Source organism: Rhodococcus sp. MEB064, assembly GCF_000834565.1.
Taxonomy (GTDB): domain Bacteria; phylum Actinomycetota; class Actinomycetes; order Mycobacteriales; family Mycobacteriaceae; genus Rhodococcoides.
The window spans coordinates 1-16,720 of record NZ_JXQS01000023.1 but is presented as its reverse complement, the minus strand read 5'-3'; the positions used below and the strand labels follow the sequence as shown (position 1 = coordinate 16,720).

12 protein-coding genes are annotated in these 16,720 nt (G+C 66.5%); 4 read left to right on the top strand and 8 right to left on the bottom strand.

Annotation, left to right across the window (positions count from 1 at the left end; genetic code table 11):
* The 7 genes from RU01_RS12155 to glf form a co-directional block, all read right to left on the bottom strand.
* Window positions 1-1,748 (bottom strand): alpha/beta hydrolase-fold protein (locus RU01_RS12155; protein WP_156148892.1); only part of this gene is annotated, 1,748 nt, incomplete at its 3' end.
* Window positions 1,749-1,994: 246 nt separating this feature from the next.
* Window positions 1,995-2,951 carry an alpha/beta hydrolase gene (locus tag RU01_RS12150; protein ID WP_231568691.1) on the bottom strand — a complete coding sequence of 319 codons (957 nt, stop codon included), beginning with the start codon at window positions 2,949-2,951 and terminating at the stop codon, window positions 1,995-1,997.
* Window positions 2,952-3,359: 408 nt separating this feature from the next.
* Complete coding sequence (gene zomB, locus RU01_RS12145; protein WP_442970508.1) at window positions 3,360-5,165, bottom strand: flagellar motor control protein ZomB; 1,806 nt, start codon at window positions 5,163-5,165, stop codon at window positions 3,360-3,362.
* A 49-nt stretch (window positions 5,166-5,214) separates the two neighbouring features.
* Window positions 5,215-6,120: a decaprenyl-phosphate phosphoribosyltransferase gene (locus tag RU01_RS12140; RefSeq protein ID WP_042574828.1), complete on the bottom strand. Its 906-nt coding sequence runs from the start codon at window positions 6,118-6,120 to the stop codon at window positions 5,215-5,217.
* A complete protein-coding gene (locus RU01_RS12135) occupies window positions 6,117-6,704 on the bottom strand; it encodes a phosphatase PAP2 family protein (protein WP_042574827.1) in 588 nt (195 codons plus the stop codon). Before RU01_RS12135 ends, RU01_RS12140 begins: the two co-directional genes overlap by 4 nt.
* Window positions 6,682-8,574, bottom strand: coding sequence for a glycosyltransferase (locus RU01_RS12130; protein WP_082043074.1), 1,893 nt, complete (start codon window positions 8,572-8,574; stop codon window positions 6,682-6,684). Before RU01_RS12130 ends, RU01_RS12135 begins: the two co-directional genes overlap by 23 nt.
* On the bottom strand, window positions 8,571-9,770 hold the full coding sequence (gene glf / locus RU01_RS12125) for a UDP-galactopyranose mutase (RefSeq protein ID WP_231568690.1): 1,200 nt from the start codon (window positions 9,768-9,770) through the stop codon (window positions 8,571-8,573). Before glf ends, RU01_RS12130 begins: the two co-directional genes overlap by 4 nt.
* Window positions 9,771-9,982: 212 nt before the next feature.
* On the opposite strand from glf, the gene RU01_RS12120 reads away from it, so the two are divergent.
* Window positions 9,983-12,046 (top strand): N-acetylmuramoyl-L-alanine amidase, encoded by a 2,064-nt coding sequence (locus RU01_RS12120; RefSeq protein ID WP_042574825.1) that lies wholly within the window; start codon window positions 9,983-9,985, stop codon window positions 12,044-12,046.
* Window positions 12,047-12,056: 10 nt separating this feature from the next.
* On the opposite strand, the gene RU01_RS12115 is transcribed toward RU01_RS12120, so the two are convergent.
* Complete coding sequence (locus tag RU01_RS12115) at window positions 12,057-12,887, bottom strand: Cof-type HAD-IIB family hydrolase (RefSeq protein WP_042574824.1); 831 nt, start codon at window positions 12,885-12,887, stop codon at window positions 12,057-12,059.
* 38 nt (window positions 12,888-12,925) lie between these two features.
* On the opposite strand from RU01_RS12115, the gene RU01_RS12110 reads away from it, so the two are divergent.
* The 3 genes from RU01_RS12110 to RU01_RS12100 all read left to right on the top strand — a co-directional run bounded on the left by RU01_RS12110 (window position 12,926) and on the right by RU01_RS12100 (window position 16,611).
* Window positions 12,926-14,608, top strand: coding sequence for an ABC-F family ATP-binding cassette domain-containing protein (locus RU01_RS12110; protein WP_042574823.1), 1,683 nt, complete (start codon window positions 12,926-12,928; stop codon window positions 14,606-14,608).
* A 95-nt stretch (window positions 14,609-14,703) separates the two neighbouring features.
* Window positions 14,704-16,083: a GntP family permease gene (locus RU01_RS12105; protein ID WP_042574822.1), complete on the top strand. Its 1,380-nt coding sequence runs from the start codon at window positions 14,704-14,706 to the stop codon at window positions 16,081-16,083.
* Window positions 16,084-16,611, top strand: a complete 528-nt coding sequence (locus tag RU01_RS12100) for a gluconokinase (protein ID WP_231568689.1) — start codon at window positions 16,084-16,086, stop codon at window positions 16,609-16,611. It abuts the gene before it with no gap.
* The last annotated feature ends 109 nt before the right edge of the window (window positions 16,612-16,720 follow it).

Genomic DNA, 16,720 nt, shown 5'->3' with positions numbered 1-16,720 from the left:
TACCCGACGCTCTTCCAGGCATCGAAGATCTGACCGTTGAGGATCGACCAGGCACCGGTCGCCGGGGACCAGTAGATGTTGCCGCCCTGGAACTCGGTGAAGCGGCCGCCGTCGCGGACCGTCACCTCGTTGGTCTTGGCGAATCCCAGGGCGCCGTTCTCCCAGCCGGTCTGGCCGTACTTCTCCATGATCTTGCCCATGACGGCGTGTGTGCCCGTGTCGGGTGAGAAGTACATGGCGCCGATCTCGAAGCCCTGCACTGCGCCCGGCTTGGACGGGGTCTGCACCTCGTCGCGAAGCGGGTATCCCAGCGGTCCACCCTCGTAGCCCTGGCGCGCCCACTCGTCGAGGATGGCTCCGCGCACGGCGTGTGCACCGGTCTGCGGCGTCCAATAGATCATTCCGTTGCGGAACGAGTTGTAGCGTCCGCGACCGTCCGGGGTACCGAGCTCGCCGGACAGCGGCATGCCCAACGCACCGGCGGGGCCGCCGTTCCCGGCGTAGGCACCGCCGACGGCTCCGGCCACCGGGAACGTGCCGCTGTCGGAGGTGAAGACGCGACCGAATCGGAAGTCCTGTGCACGGCCGCCGGCCACGTCGTACTCGGAGGTAAGGCAGTCTCCCAGCCAGCCGTTGGCGCTCGCCGTGCCGCCGATGTTCCCACCGACGCTGCACGCGGGCTTGTCCACGTCGACACCCAGTGCGGTCGCGATCTGGGGCCACGCCTGCTTGAGCTCGAACTGCCAGTACGCCCACGAGTGCGTTCCGGACGGGCGGTAGTTGATCGATGCCGGGATTCCGAGCTTGTTGAGCTTGGTGGCGAAGGTCTGCGACGTCAGCCGCGACAGGATCTCGAGGCCCATGCCGGCGTAGTTGGTGCTGATGCCGGGGATGTCGGACTGCTGGTCGAACTCACCGGCGGTGCCGCTGCCACTGGAGACGTAGAGGCTCATACCTTTCAGCTTCTCGGCGAGCACGTACGGATCGTGCTGGGCCCACAGTTCACTGGACGGGACGCCCCACATGGCACCGGCGTCGAAGCCGCCGGCGTCCTGCATCGCGTAGCCGATGGCCTGCGGCATGCCGAGAGTCGTCGTGCTCAGGATTCCGGAGAAGGATCCCGCGAACTTGAAGAAACCGGGGTTGCGCGCCGACAGCGTCATCGCCGCGGTGCCGCCCATCGACAGACCCGCCACTGCACGCGTGTCGTTCGACCGCCAGTCACGTTCCAGAATGGGCGGGAGTTCCTTCATCAGGAACGTTTCCCACTTGTAGTTCACGCCGTTGTTCTGTTCTGCCCAGTCCGAGTAGAAGCTGGACTGACCACCCACGGGCAGAATGACGTTGACATTCTTGTCGGCGAACCAGGACTCGGCGTCGGTCTCGGCGGTCCAGCCGTTCTCGGTGTCGGTCGCGCGCATTCCGTCGAGCATCCACACGGACGGGAACGTGGCCTGCGGCGTCTTGTTCCAGTCACGCGCGAGAAGGATCTGCACTTGGATGGGGATTCCCATCGAAGGCGAGTTCACCCACACCGCCACGCGACGGTCGGTGATCCAGTCGACGGCCGACACCGTGGCGCCGGCGTCCGCGATCTGGGTGCGCACCGGCGCAGTCTGGACGGGGGCTGCCTGGGCCGGAGCGGCGATCGCCGTGGCCGTCAACCCGCCCGCGAGCGGAAGAACCAGCGATACCGCCAGGGCGGACAGCATCCGCGCTCTCCGCGACGCCGCGTTCGGAACTCGCATGTGTGGGACTCGCTTCCTGATATGACCGTGATTCGCAGGCACCGGCGCGCTCGTCTGGCCGCGAACCGGGTGCCGTTCCGTCTTGTTCTACACGGTGGAGGTGACCGTACGACGGAGGCTCGCTGTTACTGGTGGTGCAAATGTTACTGGAGTCGCGACGCCGGGACGGATCGACCCGCGACGCACGACAGCCCCGACGGCTCGCGTGGTGCGAGGGTCGGGGCTGTCGGTCGAGAAGGGGTGACGTCAGCCGATGTTGGCGCTGAGGTCGGGGGCGAGCTGGTAGATCTGGTCCTGCCAGTAGCCCCACCGGTGCGTTCCCTGAGCCGGGAAGCTGTAGGTCACGTTGTTCGCGCCGATCGAGGCCATCCGCACCTGGAAGGCGCGGCTGTTCGCCAGGGCGAGAGCTTCGAGGCCCATGCCGTTGGCAGTGTTGTAGAAGTCGATCGGTGCGACCGGGCGGTCGTAGGCACCGGGCAGGCCGCTGGCGGCCGAGACCCACACGCGGGTGCCGTTGTCGCGCAGGCGAGGCGCGAACACGAACGGGTCGTTGCGCAGCCACGCCGGGTTCCACGGGGGTCCCCACATGCTGTCGACGTTGTAGCGACCGGCGTCGAGCATCGCGAGACGGATGGCCTCACGCATACCGGGAGCCGAGATGTTCAGGTATCCGGAGAGCGAGCCGGCGTAGCTGAACTGGTCCGGGTGGTACGCGGCGAGCGTCAGGGCGGCGCTGCCACCCATCGACAGGCCGACGACGCCGTTGCGGCTGGACCGGAAGCCCAGGCGATCGCGCAGAGCGTTGCGCAGATCCTGGGTCAGGAAGGTCTCCCACTTGTACGTGGTGCGCTGTCCGTTGAAGTTCGACGGTGCGTACCAGTCGGAGTAGAAGCTCGACTCTCCACCGACGGGCTCGACGACGTTGATGTTGAAGCTGGCCAGGAATGCGCCTGCGTTGGTCTCGGTCTCCCAGCCGCTGATGTCGTTCGTGGCGCGCAGTCCGTCGAGCAGGTAGACGACACGGTTCGTGTTGCCGTCCGCTGCACGCCAGACACGGCTCTTGATGTCACCCATGGACGACCCGACCCAGAAATCCTGGGCGCCCGGGTCGAATGCAGCGTTAGCGGCGGGCCCGGTTCCCACGACCGCGAGGCCGAGGGGGATGGCGGCGGCCATCACGGTGGACACGAGAGCCTGACGCATACGTCGGCCTACTCGGGGTGCGCGAAGGCGTGAAGCCTTCCGCGGCTGAGCGCTGTCGTCACCAGCGACATCGGTAACGGACCCGTCACGCATACATTCGGCCTCTCACAGTTCCGTGCAGCCGGTCGGCCGCACCGCTTCGTCGATCGATCTCGGGCGATGGTCCGAATAGGAACCCGGAACATCCACCGTCGGTCTCGTCTTCCGCGCGTAGTCGCCCCTCGGGCAACCGTGCGCGTCGACGCACATCATCTACACATATCTCCGCCGACGTGGACAGCGTTACACAAACGAGATGCCAGAATCCAGCCACACCTGTCGGATCGGTACGACTCCGAGACAGAAACGCCACGACCCGGTGATCGGACTGTGACGCGGATCTCACTTCGGGGCGAGATGCGAACGGCGTCAAGGCGCGGGGCGTTCTGGGGGCGGTTCCAAATTACACCGTTGTATTTCGTACTCCGGCACCCGGTCGAATCTGTACGCCGCGAAGTCCAACGCACTCTTGAAGTTCTGGATGAACCGAGCTCTCGTCAGGTCCGACCGGTACGACGTCAGCAGCGCCTGCGTCTGCGGACAGGTCAACGCCACCTGAGCCTGGTCGACCCATTCCTCGTCCAGGTAGAACGGCAGGAAGGGATGGACGTCCACCATTCCGGTGTCCGCCACGACCCAATCCGTGTACAGGTTCTTGTCGTGTCCGATGCGGCCGTTGTCCAGACGTTCGGTGTGAGCGGCCAACGGATAGGCGAGACCCATCTGATCGAGCACGCGGACGTCCAACCCGACGTTCATGCTCGTCATGCCGAGATTGAGGAAGTAGACGACATGCTCGGCGCCGCCCTCGGGAATGGGCAGCGGTGGCGGCACGACATCCCAATAGGTGAACTGCGCGGACGGCAGCAGCAGTCCGCCGTCCGGAGTGTTCTCGATGGTCTGCACCATTGCCCGCATGCGCGGGTAGTCCAGATAGTCGCTCGCCAGGATCGGATGCCGGTGGCCGGTGTTCTGCGAGTAGAACGCGCGTTCGTCGACGATGCCGCTACGCCCGACGGTGGTGCCCTGCGGCATTCCGGTCGTGGTGGCGGCGAAGACCGCCCACACGACGATTCCCAGCCACAGCGCGACGCAGGAGACCAGCGCGACCGTGCCGCGGCGCAGCGGGATCGGGACGACCGCCACCGGAAGCAGGAGAAGGAACAGCGCCGGAAGAAGTGTGCGGCCGTGCATGAAGTCGCCGCCGACACGGACCGCGTAGACCGCCGAGATCAGGCCGGCGACCAACGCGAAGGTCACCATTGCCCCGGGTGTGCGAACCCGCGACAGAAGGCTCACGTCACCGCGTGAGGGCCGGGAGCGCTGCTGTCGGGTCAGAGCGATCAGTGCCCCGCCCAGGACCAGCAGCGCCGGCACCCATAGGGCGTACGGGCCGACCAGGTTCCACAGGTACGTCGAGCCCTGTGCCCACTTGGCTCCGCCCGCGTCCTTGGAGACGGCCGTGTTGGGGTACGGCAGGGCGTAGTAGCCCATGCGCCAGATCTGGTAGACGACCGGCAGGAGTCCCGCCACGACCACGATCGCTCCGCGCAGCACCCACCCCGGCGAGGCAATCACCAGCATGAGCAGCGCGAGACCGCCGACGATGACCAGTTCCGGCCGGACCAGCGGCGAGAGGCCGCCCCAGAATGCGATCACCAGCACCAGAGCCGGCGACGGAGTCGGCTGTCGCCGATCCGCCCACCGGACCATCAGCCACCACAGGACGGCGATCCAGAAGATCACCAGGCACGACTCGAGTCCCGACGTCGCGAAGTCTCGCGCCGGGGGAACCGCGATGTAGACGATCGCTCCCGCGGGGAGCACCAGCACCGCGCGGCCCGAGTACAGACGTGCGGTGCCGATCATGGCGACCACCACGGCCGCCGTCGTCAGAACCAAGGCGATGGTCAGGACGACGTACTCGAGGCGCACACCACTGAGCCAGGAGAACGCATAGACCACGTAGGTCCAGGCAGCGCTGGTGTTGGTCTCGACACGCTCGCCCGCATTGAAGACGGGACCGTTGCCGGCGAGCAGATTCCGCACCGTGCGCAGCACGATCAAGCCGTCGTCGGCGATCCATCGACGGTCCCACGCCCCCACGAACGCGAGGATTCCGACCACGACGATGCCGACGGCGCCGGTCACTCGGGCCCACCGCGGTGTCTCCACCGCGTCGGTCACCCGCGACTCGTCGTCGCCAGGAAGATCTGTCACATCCTCATGCGAGGTAGACAGCGACACCCACCACTCCGATCCACACGATGGCGAGCAGTTGGAGCACCCGATCTCCGAGCGCGATCTCCTCCGGCTCACCCGCTTCGCCGCCGTCGACGTCGACTGCGTATCGCAGGATAGCGACCGTGAACGGAACCATCGAGATGGCGAACATGCTGGTGCCGTTCTTGGCGTCCTGGTCGAACGCCCACAGGCCGTAACAGATGACCACCGCGGTCGCACTCAGCGTCCACACGAAGCGCAGGTAGGTGGTGGTGTAGTTCTCGAGCGACTTGCGGATCTTCGCGCCGGTGCGCTCCGCCAACTGCAGTTCCGCGTAGCGCTTGCCGGCCGCCATGAACAGCGAACCGAACGCCATGATCAGCAGGAACCACTGCGACAGCGGGATGTCGGCGGCGACTCCGCCGGCGATCGCCCGCAGCAGGAAGCCCGACGACACGATGCAGATGTCGAGCACGGCCTGGTGCTTGAGGCCGAAGCAGTAGGCCAGCTGGACGCCGATGTACACGCCCATGACGACCGCGAGGTTCCAGTTGGCCAGGAACGACAGGCCGATCGCGCCGCCGAGCAGCACCACCGCCATCGCGAACGCAAGATTGACCGGGAGGACGCCCGCCGCGATGGGCCGGAACCGCTTGGTGGGATGAGCTCGGTCGGCCTCGACATCCATCGCGTCGTTGACCAGGTAGATGCCGGACGCGGCCATGCAGAAGACCAGGAACGCGAGCGCGACCGGAAGAAGGACCGAACTCTCGGTCACCGATCCGGCGGCGAGCGGCGCCGCGAGAACCAGCACGTTCTTGACCCACTGGCGGGGCCGGACTGCTTTGACGATGCCTGACGCCAGATTTTTCGGCGGCGCGCCGACGACGACGGGTTCCTCGCTCATGCTTCTCCTGCTGTCGTGGCCGCTGCGTCTCCGACAGTCGGACCGAATCGAACCGCCACGTTCTTCTCCACACGCACCGTTGCTGCTGCGGCCAACGCGCCGAGCGCGGACCCCACCACCACGTCCGAAGGATAGTGAACTCCGAGCACCAGACGGGACACGAGCATGGAGGGCACGATCGCCGCTGCCACGGGGAGGCCGGTGGCCCGCCCGATCAGCAGGGCGGCGGCCGTCGTGGACGTGGCGTGGGAGGACGGAAAACTGAATTTGCTGGGTGTACTCACACCGATGCGCACCGACGGATGCGTCGGGCGTCGGCGGCGCGAGATGCGCTTGACGACGATCGATGCGGCGTGCGCGCCGACCGCACCGACCGCGACGGAGGCCCACTTCTCGCGACGGTCGGCGTCGACGAGCGCACCGATACCGCCGATGGCGATCCAGCCGAGGGCATGCTCACCGAAGTGAGACATGCCACGGGCAGCGCGCACGGCGCCCGGCAACGACCCGACACTGTCCTGGACCGCGAGCAGCGCCCGGACGTCCAGGTTGGCGGTTCCCTCAGTTCGGGTAGCTGAAGACACGTTCCCAACGCTCCTTGCTGGTGAGTTCGGGCACGGCGCGACGGTACCGGTCGGACAGTTCGGGGAAGCGGGCGAGCAGTTCGCGTCGCAACGCGATCGACTCGGCGAGCAGCGCCGACGCGATCTTCGGGTCACGCTTGCGGTAGACGACTCCGCGGCCGTCGGCGGTGGTGACGGTGACGCCGTCGACCTGCGAGAGCAGGTACCACCGTGCGTCGAGGGTCGGCACATTGAGCTGCGGCCGGTCGTGATGCTCCCCCTTGGCCGCCTTCAGGTTGTTCAGGACGCCCTTGGCCAGCCGCGACACCTTCGCCGCAGGACCGACCGGTGATCCCACCGCGGGCACGTCGGCACCGCTGGGAGCCGGAAGGAGAGTCGACGACGGTACGACGACGGCATCGGGATATTGCTTGCGCACCCGATGGACCTCGGCCAAGGCGGTCGGGAGGATCTCCATGATGTGCTCGGGCCCTGCCAGGAAGTCGCGGATGGCCATGTTCTGGATCGCGACGGTCGAGTACTCGAGGCAGAGCAGATGCTTCATCGTGGCCTTGACGGTGTTCAGCACCAGCCCGCGCGCCGATCCCGGCATGTGCAGCGACGCCACGACCAGGCGGTTGCGCAGGTGGAAGTAGGCCTGCCAGTCGATGGCGTCGTCCTTGTCGCTCCACGCCATGTGCCAGATCGCGGCACCGGGAAGCGTCACCGTCGGGAAGCCGGCGTCACGGGCCCGCAATCCGTACTCGGCGTCGTCCCACTTGATGAACAGCGGGAGCGGCTGACCGATGGTCTCGGCCACGACGCGTGGGATGAGGCACATCCACCAGCCGTTGTAGTCCACGTCGATCCGGCGATGGAGAAGCGTGGATTCGCGCAGCGGCTTCTCCGCGAAGTCGTGGTCGTACTCGACGTTCTGCGCTCCGCCCCACATGAAGATGCCGGTGTCGATCTTCTCGCCCATCACGTGCAGATGGCTGCGGGCCTGCAGGTTCAGCATCTGGCCGCCGACGAGCGTCGGCACCTTGGCGAAACGAGCCATGGCGAGAGCTCGCAGGATCGAGTCGGGCTCGATCTCGATGTCGTCGTCCATGAAGAGGATGTGCTCGGCGTCGGTGTTCTCGAGCGCCTCGTACATGATGCGGCTGTAGCCGCCGGATCCACCGAGGTTTGCCTGGTCGTGGATGCTCAGCAGATCACCGAATGCGGCGGCGGCGGCGTCGAAGCCCGGCTCGTCGCGCACCTTCCGGGTGCCCTGGTCGGGCACGATCACGGCATCGACGACGGCCATGACGAGCGGATCCGACGCGATGGCGGTCAGTGCCTTCACGCAGTCGGTCGGCCGGTTGAAGGTGGGGATGCCGATCGCGACGGTTCCGCGACCCGGCGCCTCGACGGGCGCGAACCAGCCGGCTGCCGTCAACTCGACGTCGGTGTCGGTGGTGACGTCGAACCAGATCCATCCACCGTCCTCGAAGGGACCGAGGTCCACCTCGAACTCGAGCGTCGTCCCGGCGGCGGCGGTGATCTGCGCGTCGTCGGTGTCCTTGCCCTGCACGTGGATACGGGAACCGTCGGCCTTGGAGCGGTAGACGTCGACGCGGCAGTGCCCGACGACCTCCACCTGCAGCACCACGGAGGTCAACGTGCTGTAGCGGCGCCAGTAGCTGGCCGGGAACGCGTTGAAGTACGTCCCGAACGACACCTCCGACTCGGAGCCGATGGAGACCGACGTGCGGGAGAGCGAATGCGCGCGACGAGGGTTGGTACGCGCCTCGTCGGTGTAGAGGGTCCGGACGTCCAGCGGCTCCCCGGCTCGCGGGAGCAGGATGCGCTGGAGGAGTGACACACCGAGCAGGGTGTCGGCGCTCACGCCGAATCCCCCAGCGGCGCACCGGATTCGAGGTGCGGACGCAACGTGTTCTCGAACGTGGTCAATGCACTGGCGATGGCCATGTGCATGTCGAGGTACTGGTAGGTACCCAGGCGACCACCGAACAGCACCGAGTTCTCGGCGGTTTCGCGCTTCGCCCGCTCGCGGTAGGCGGTCACCTTCGCGCGGTCGTCGGGTGTGTTGATGGGGTAGTACGGCTCGTCGCCCGACTCCGCGAAACGCGAGTACTCGCGCATGATGACGGTCTTGTCGGCCGGGTAGTCGCGCTCGGGGTGGAAGTGCCGGAACTCATGAATTCTCGTGAAGGGAACGTCCGCGTCGTTGTAGTTCATGACGGGCGTGCCCTGGAAGTCGCCGGTGTCGAGCACCTCGGTCTCGAAGTCGAGTGTGCGCCAACCCAATTCGCCGTCGGCGAAGTCGAAGTAGCGGTCCAGGGGCCCGGTGTAGACGACGGGCGCGTCCGGGCTCTCGGCGCGGAGGGCGTCACGGACGTCGAACCAGTCGGTGTCCAGGCGCACCTCGATCAGGTCGCTCTTCGCCATGTTCTCGAGCCACGCGGTGTAACCGTCCACCGGCAGACCCTCGTGCGTGTCGTTGAAGTAGCGGTTGTCGAACGTATACCGGACGGGGAGCCGGGCGATGTTGCCGGCGGGCAGATCCTTGGGGTCGGTCTGCCACTGCTTGGCCGTGTAGTCGCGGACGAACGCCTCGTAGAGCGGGCGGCCGATCAGCGCGATCCCCTTCTCCTCGAGGTTCGACGCGTCCTCGACGGAGATCTCGCTGGACTGTTCCTCGATGAGCGCGCGGGCCTCGGCAGGGGTGAAGTACCGGCCGAAGAACTGCGACACCAGACCGAGGCCCATCGGGAACTGGTACGCCTGGCCCTTGTGCAGCGCGAAGACGCGGTGCTGGTAGCCCGTGAACTCGGTGAAGCGGGTGACGTAGTCCCACACCTTCTCGTTGGACGTGTGGAACAGGTGGGCGCCGTACTTGTGGATCTCGATGCCGGTCTGCGGCTCGGGCTCCGAGTAGGCGTTGCCGCCGATGTGCGAACGTCGGTCCAGGACGAGCACTCGTTTTCCCAGCTCCGTGGCGCTTCGTTCGGCGATGGTGAGGCCGTAGAAGCCGGACCCCACGACGATGAGATCGTACTGGCCTCGCGAAGTATCAGTCACGGGTGACCAGGGTATCCGACGCCGTGTAGTGGTCCCGCAACCCTCGCGTGGGACGCAATCGTTCGAACACCTGGCCGAACCCTCTACTTGAGGTTGATGGTTGACCCTTCTGTGGTTACTGTGACGTCTGTTGCGCATCACCTATCACATGAGTCACATCTGTCACATGTGACGCTGACCGCGTAGCACCGCCTACCAGGGGAGAAATCGTCTTGCACCGTCGACCGAAGCCATCACTGATCTTGGGCGTCGTCGCCGCACTCGCGGTCACGAGCCCTGTCGTGGTCTACGCAGTCGGGGACAGCACGTCCGGTGTACGCGCGGCCAACGACGAGACAGCTGTCGTGCCCACGCAGATCGCCAAGTTGGCGCTCGCGAACGCCCCCGACATCGTCATCCCGCTGAAGGAACTGACGGGTCTCGACCTGCCCGACATCGACCTGGGCTCGCTGCGCGACCTGTCGCTGCCGGACTCCTTCGAGATTCCGGCCATCCCGGGGCTCACCGTCCCCGAGGTCCCGGCCGCCGCTCCCACTCCGCCGCCGGCTCCGGTCGACCCCGCCGATGCGGGCGCCGTGGTCAAGGAGGTCTCGCAGGAGACCCCGTTCAGCATGGTGGCACTCACCGCCGATCAGCTCGGCTCCGCTGTCGCCCGCGTTCGCGCCCAGCTCGACGACGGTTCCTGGGGGCCGTGGAACGAGACGCAGCCGATCGACACGGGACGCACCGACAGCGACGTTCCCACGGTGTCCGCGGGCACCGAACCCATCTTCGTGGGCATGACCAAGCGCGTGCAGTTCCTGCTGACACCCACCGTTCCTGCCGGCGCTGCGCTGAACCCGGCCGATCCGGCGTTCCCGGTGGACCCTGCGCCCGCACCGCTTCCCGATGCAGCCGATCCTGTCGCGCCGGCCGCTCCTGTCGCTCAGGACCTGGGCTACGTGCCCGCATCGTCGTCACGCCCCCTGCGTGCGGAACCGATCGCGGACACGCTCGCCGCGGCCACCGCCGTGCTGATCACGCCCGGAACCTCGGCCGCCGACAGCACGCTGAGTGACATCGCGAGTCCCGTCGAGGGTTCCGGCCCCTCGGTGATCACCCGCGCGCAGTGGGGCGCCGACGAGTCCAAGCGCTGCGGATCCCCCACGTACGACGACTCCCTGGGCGGTGCCACCGTGCACCACACCGCGGGCAGCAACAACTACACCAAGGACGAGTCCGCGGGCATCGTCCGAGCGATCTACGCGTACCACGCGCAGACGCTGGGCTGGTGCGACATCGGCTACAACGTGCTGGTGGACAAGTACGGCCAGGTCTTCGAGGGTCGCGCAGGCGGCCTGGACCGCAACGTCGAGGGCGCGCACGCCGGCGGCTTCAACGAGAACACTGTCGGTCTCGCGCTGATGGGTGACTACAGCACCGAGCAGCCGACTCAGGAGTCGCTCGACGCGGCCGGCAAGTTCCTCGGCTGGCGTCTCGGCAAGGCCGGTCTGGATCCGCAGGGACAGACCACGATGACCTCGGAAGGCACGCAGTACACCTTCGTCCAGCAGGGCAAGTCGATCGATCTGCCGGTGATCTTCGCGCACCGCGATGTCGGCAACACCGAATGCCCGGGCGACGCCGCGTACGGCCGCATGGACGAGATCCGCTCGATCGCCGCGGCGAACCTCAACGGGACGTCGGCTCCGACGACTCCCGCCACACCCGACACGACGACACCTGACGGTGCGACACCCGGCACCGACGGTCTCGTCGCACCGCCCAGCGTCGATGCTGCGTCACCGGCCCCGGGAACGACGCTGACCGGCCTGGTCTCCGAGCTGTTGGCGATGGGTGTGCAGAACCCGATCGTCCAGAAGTGGGTGGCCGAGGGTGGCGAGTCCGGTCGACTCGGTGCCGCTCTGACCGGTCTGCTCGCAGCACCGGAGGGCCAGACACGCGCCGACTTCACCAACGGGTCGATCTACACCACGCCCAGCGGCCAGGTGGTCTCGGTGCTGGGACAGATCTTCAAGCAGTTCGTCGCCATGGGATCGGAATCCGGCTCGCTCGGGCTCCCGACCTCGGACGAGTACCGCATCCCGAACGGGTGGCAGTCCGACTTCGAGAACGGTTCGCTGTCCTTCGACGAGGTCACCGGAATCGTCACGACGGTGGTGAAGACGTTCACCGACACCTACACGGCGGAAATGAACGCCGGCGCTCCTGCCGACGGCCTGGTCGCACCGGTCCCCGAGGCAGCACCCGCACCGGAGCCCGCACCCGTCGGCTGACACCGCCGGGTCAGGTCCACCACCGTTCGAGCACGCGGGCGACACCGTCGTCCGCGTTGCTCGTGGTGACTTCGTCGGCCACGGCGATCGCGGCGGGGTGAGCATTCGCCATCGCGACGCCGTGGCCCACCATCGACAGCATCGGGATGTCGTTCGGCATGTCGCCGAACGCGACCATCTCGGATGCGTCGATACCCAGGGTTCGGGCGATCTCGAGCAGTCCGGACGCCTTGGACACCCCCGGCGCACTCAGTTCGATGAGTCCGTTGTCGGTCGAGAACGTCACGTCGGCCAGGTGCTCGACGTGGGACGACAACGCCGCCGCCATGTCTCCACTGGTCATCGACGACTGCCGGATCAGCAGTTTCACGGCAGGTGCCGACAGCACGTCCTCGGGCGAGGTCTCGGTGTTGTCGGGATTGAGCCATGCGTGCTCGTATCCGGGCGAGCTGACGAACTGCGGAGTCGCGGCGTCGTGGGCGCTGCGACCGACGCGCTCGACAGCGAGGCCACAGCCCTCGATCAGCGATTCCGCCAGCGCCGCCAGTTCGGCGAGATCGGACACACTCAGGGTCCGAGCGGACACGATGCGATCGTTCTCGCTGTCGTAGATCACCGCGCCGTTCGCGCACACCGACATCGGTGCGTAGCCCAGCTGCTCGACGATGGGGCTGATCCACCGCGGCGGGCGACCGGTCGAGAGGACGAAGGTGTCCCCGGCGGCGGCGACGGCATGAACGGCCGCCTTCGTACGGGCGGTCACGCGCTCGTGATGATCGATGAGGGTGCCGTCGACGTCCGATGCGACGAGCCTCGGTCGCGGTCGCTCTGTGTGCTGCATCGGTCAAGTCTGCACGAACGTCCGTAGTCTGATGTCCCGTGTCCCATCTCGAACTGTCCGACGTCGACTACTTCCTGCCCGACGGGCGCCAGTTGCTCGACGGAGTGTCGTTCCGTGTGGGCGACGGCGCGAAGACGGCCTTGATCGGTCCGAACGGAACGGGCAAGACGACCATCACCCGGATCGTGGCCGGCGACATCGCTCCGGACGAGGGCACCGTCGGCAGGTCGGGCACGCTCGGGGTGATGCGTCAGTTCGTCGGGCAGGTCCGCGACGACACCACGGTGCGGGATCTGCTGCTGTCGGTATGTACGGAGCAGGTGCGCCGGTCGGCTCGGCTTCTCGACGACACCGAGAACGCGATGATCGATCGCGACGACGAAGCGACCCAGATGGCCTACGCGCAGGCGCTCTCCGATTGGGGCGACGTCGGCGGATACGACCTCGAGCCGTTCTGGGACGAGGTCACCATGTCGGCGATGGGGATGCCGTTCGACCGTGCGAAATGGCGCGCCGCATCGACGCTCAGCGGAGGTGAGCAGAAGCGCCTCGTGCTCGAAGCCCTGTTCGCGGGAAACGACCAACTGCTGCTTCTCGACGAGCCCGACAACTACCTCGACGTTCCGGGAAAGCGTTGGCTCGAGCGCACGATCGCGGCGTCGGACAAGTCGGTCCTGTTCATCAGTCACGACCGAGAGTTGTTGGCGACGGCCGCAACTCGCATCGTCACGCTGGAGCCCGGCGTCAACGGTGCATCCGCCTGGGTCCATGGCGGCGACTTCTCCACCTACACCGAGGCGCGCGAGAAGCGCAACGCTCGGCTGGACGAACTACGCGCTCGGTGGGACGAGGAACGGATCAAGTTGCGGGCATTGGTCTTGCGCCTGCGGGAGAAGTCGAAGTTCAACGACGGTGTCGCCTCCCGCTACCACGCAGCGCAGACGCGACTGGCGAAGTTCGAGGAGGCCGGACCCCCGGAAGCAGTTCCGCTGCGTCAGAACGTGGCGGTTCGCCTGACGGGTGGCCGCACCGCGAAACGCGCGCTCGTCTGCACCGGACTCGAGCTGACCGGTCTGATGCAGCCCTTCGACACGGAGATCTGGTACGGCGACCGTGTGGCCGTGCTGGGTTCCAACGGCTCGGGCAAGTCACACTTCCTGCGGTTGCTCGCTGCCGGTGGAACCGACCCCGCGACCGAGCACCTCCCCGTCAGCGAGTTGGACATCGCACCCGTACCGCACAGTGGCACAGCAACTCTGGGCGCCAGAGTCCGACCCGGCCTTTTCGCGCAGACTCACACGCGGCCCGACCTCGAGGGCAATACGCTGCTGGACATCATGCACACGGGTACCTCGCACCGCGACGGCATGGGCCGCGAGGCTGCATCCCGCGCACTCGACAGATACGGGTTGTCCCGACAGGCGGAACAGAAGTACGACGACCTCTCCGGAGGTCAGCAGGCCCGTCTGCAGATCCTGTTGCTCGAGTTGTCCGGAGCCACGATGCTGCTTCTCGACGAGCCGACCGACAACCTCGATCTCGAGTCGGCCGACTCGTTGCAGGACGCCATCGTCGCGTTCGACGGCACAGTGATCACCGTGACTCACGACCGCTGGTTCGCCAAGAGCTTCGATCGGTTCCTCGTCTTCGGATCCGACGGCAAGGTCTACGAGTCGTCGGAGCCGGTGTGGGACGAAGCCAGAGTCGCACGCACCCGGTGATCGTGACGATTCGGACACGGTGAGGCGTAGGCGCACGTGTCGGACCGTCCCACGACGTTAGTGTCGAAGTCGTTTCCTGTGAAAGGTGATGCGGCGTGGACATCATGGAACCGGTGCACGGCACCGCCTATCTGCTGAGCGTGGCGGCCATCGCGGTCGCACTTCTGCTTTTCCTCATCATGAAGGTCAAGTTGCACGCCTTCCTGTCGCTCGTACTGGTGAGTCTGCTGACCGCGGTTGCCGCCGGCATCCCTCTCGGGGACGTGCCGGACACGCTGCTCACCGGCTTCGGCGGGACACTCGGCAGCGTCGCGCTGCTCGTCGCCCTCGGCGTCATGCTGGGTCGACTGCTCGAACGGACCGGCGGGGCACAGGTTCTCGCGGATACGCTGATCGCCAGGTTCGGGGAGAAGCGGGCGCCGTTCGCCCTCGGCGTGGCGGCGTTGATCTTCGGTTTCCCGATCTTCTTCGATGCCGGCCTGGTCATCTTCCTGCCGATCATCTTCTCGGTAGCGCGACGCTTCGGTGGCTCGATCCTGCTCTACGCCTTGCCGACAGCCGGTGCCTTCGCCGCGATGCACGCGATCGTTCCGCCGCATCCGGGGCCCGTCGCCGCGGCCGACCTCATGGGCGGCGACATCGGTCTCACCTTGATCCTGGGTGTGCCGGTAGCCGTCGTCGCGTGGTTCGTCGGCTCGTACCTCGTCGGCACCCGGCTCGGCCATCGGTTCGTCACGACCCCTGCTGCACTGTTCGGGGATGCCGAGGATGCTGACGCTCCCACCTACGCACCCCCGCGCTTCATCGCCGTTCTCGGGGTACTCCTCTTCCCGTTGATCCTGATCTGCCTCAACACCGGGGTGTCGACGCTGCAGACAGCCGGCGCGATCTCGGAGGACGCGCCCTGGGCAGATGCCCTCATCCTGCTGGGCCAGACGCCCGTCGCGTTGCTCCTGACAGTGCTTCTGTCTCTCGTAGTCCTCGCACCCGGGCGGTTCAGCGTCTCCAAGGCCACGGCGCTCATGGACGACGCTCTCGGACCGGTCTGCGCGATCATCCTCATCACCGGCGCCGGCGGGATGTTCGGTGGCGTCCTCCGCGCCAGTGGTATCGGCGCCTCCCTGACGGAGTCTCTCTCCGACCTAGGATTCTCGCTGATCCTGCAGGCGTTCCTGATCGCGGCAGCCCTCCGCGTGGCCCAGGGGAGCGCCACAGTAGCACTCACGACGACCGCGGGCCTGGTGTCGGCACAGGTCGCGGAACTGGGGTTGGGTAACTTCGATATCGCACTGCTGGTGTTCGCGATCGCGGCGGGAGCAACCGTGCTCTCCCACGTCAACGATTCCGGCTTCTGGCTCGTCAGCCGATTCTTCGGCATGGACGAGAAAACGACACTCAAGACATGGACGGTCATGGAAACGACACTGGGACTCGCGGTCTTCGCGCTGGCATCACTGCTCTGGGTGGTGTTCTGAGTGCAGGAACCTGCACAGGAACTTCCGCGCCACATCATCGTCATGGGGGTGTCCGGTACCGGGAAGACGACGGTGGGGAGCGCCCTCGCCACGAAGCTCAGCAGCACGTTCATCGAGGGGGACAAACTCCACCCTGCGTCGAACATCGAGAAGATGTCGGCAGGGCACCCGCTGGACGACGACGACCGGAAGCCGTGGCTCGCTGCCGTGGCACAGGAGATCGGTCGGGTGGCGGCACGCGGGGAAACCTCGGTCACTGCGTGCTCGGCCTTGACGAGGCTCTACAGGAATTGGCTCCGAGAGGGACATACGGAGCTGTTCTTCGTTCATCTGCAGGCCGACTACGACACTCTGCTCGACCGGATGTCCAAGCGCCGGCACTTCATGCCGCCGTCCCTCCTCCAGTCCCAGTTCGACACGTTGGAGAATCTGCAATCGGACGAGAACGGCGCCGGCGTTCCCGATGTGAACGGCGTCGAGAAGGTCGTTGCGTCGGCTCTGGACGCCGTCGGGTTCACACGGACGTAGGAACTCACGCAGCGCTGAATCCTGTTGGTGCGCGGGAGGACCCGTGAATGCAGAAAGCCCCCCGACCTGTGGTCGGGGGGCTTTCTGTGAAGGGTTGTTCGGCGGTGTC

Coding starts and splice junctions, on each gene's coding strand:
- RU01_RS12150 (WP_231568691.1), bottom strand. CDS start 2,951: ATGCGTCAGGCTCTCGTGTCCACCGTGATGGCCGCCGCCATCCCCCTC.
- RU01_RS12140 (WP_042574828.1), bottom strand. CDS start 6,120: ATGAGCGAGGAACCCGTCGTCGTCGGCGCGCCGCCGAAAAATCTGGCG.
- RU01_RS12115 (WP_042574824.1), bottom strand. CDS start 12,887: ATGCAGCACACAGAGCGACCGCGACCGAGGCTCGTCGCATCGGACGTC.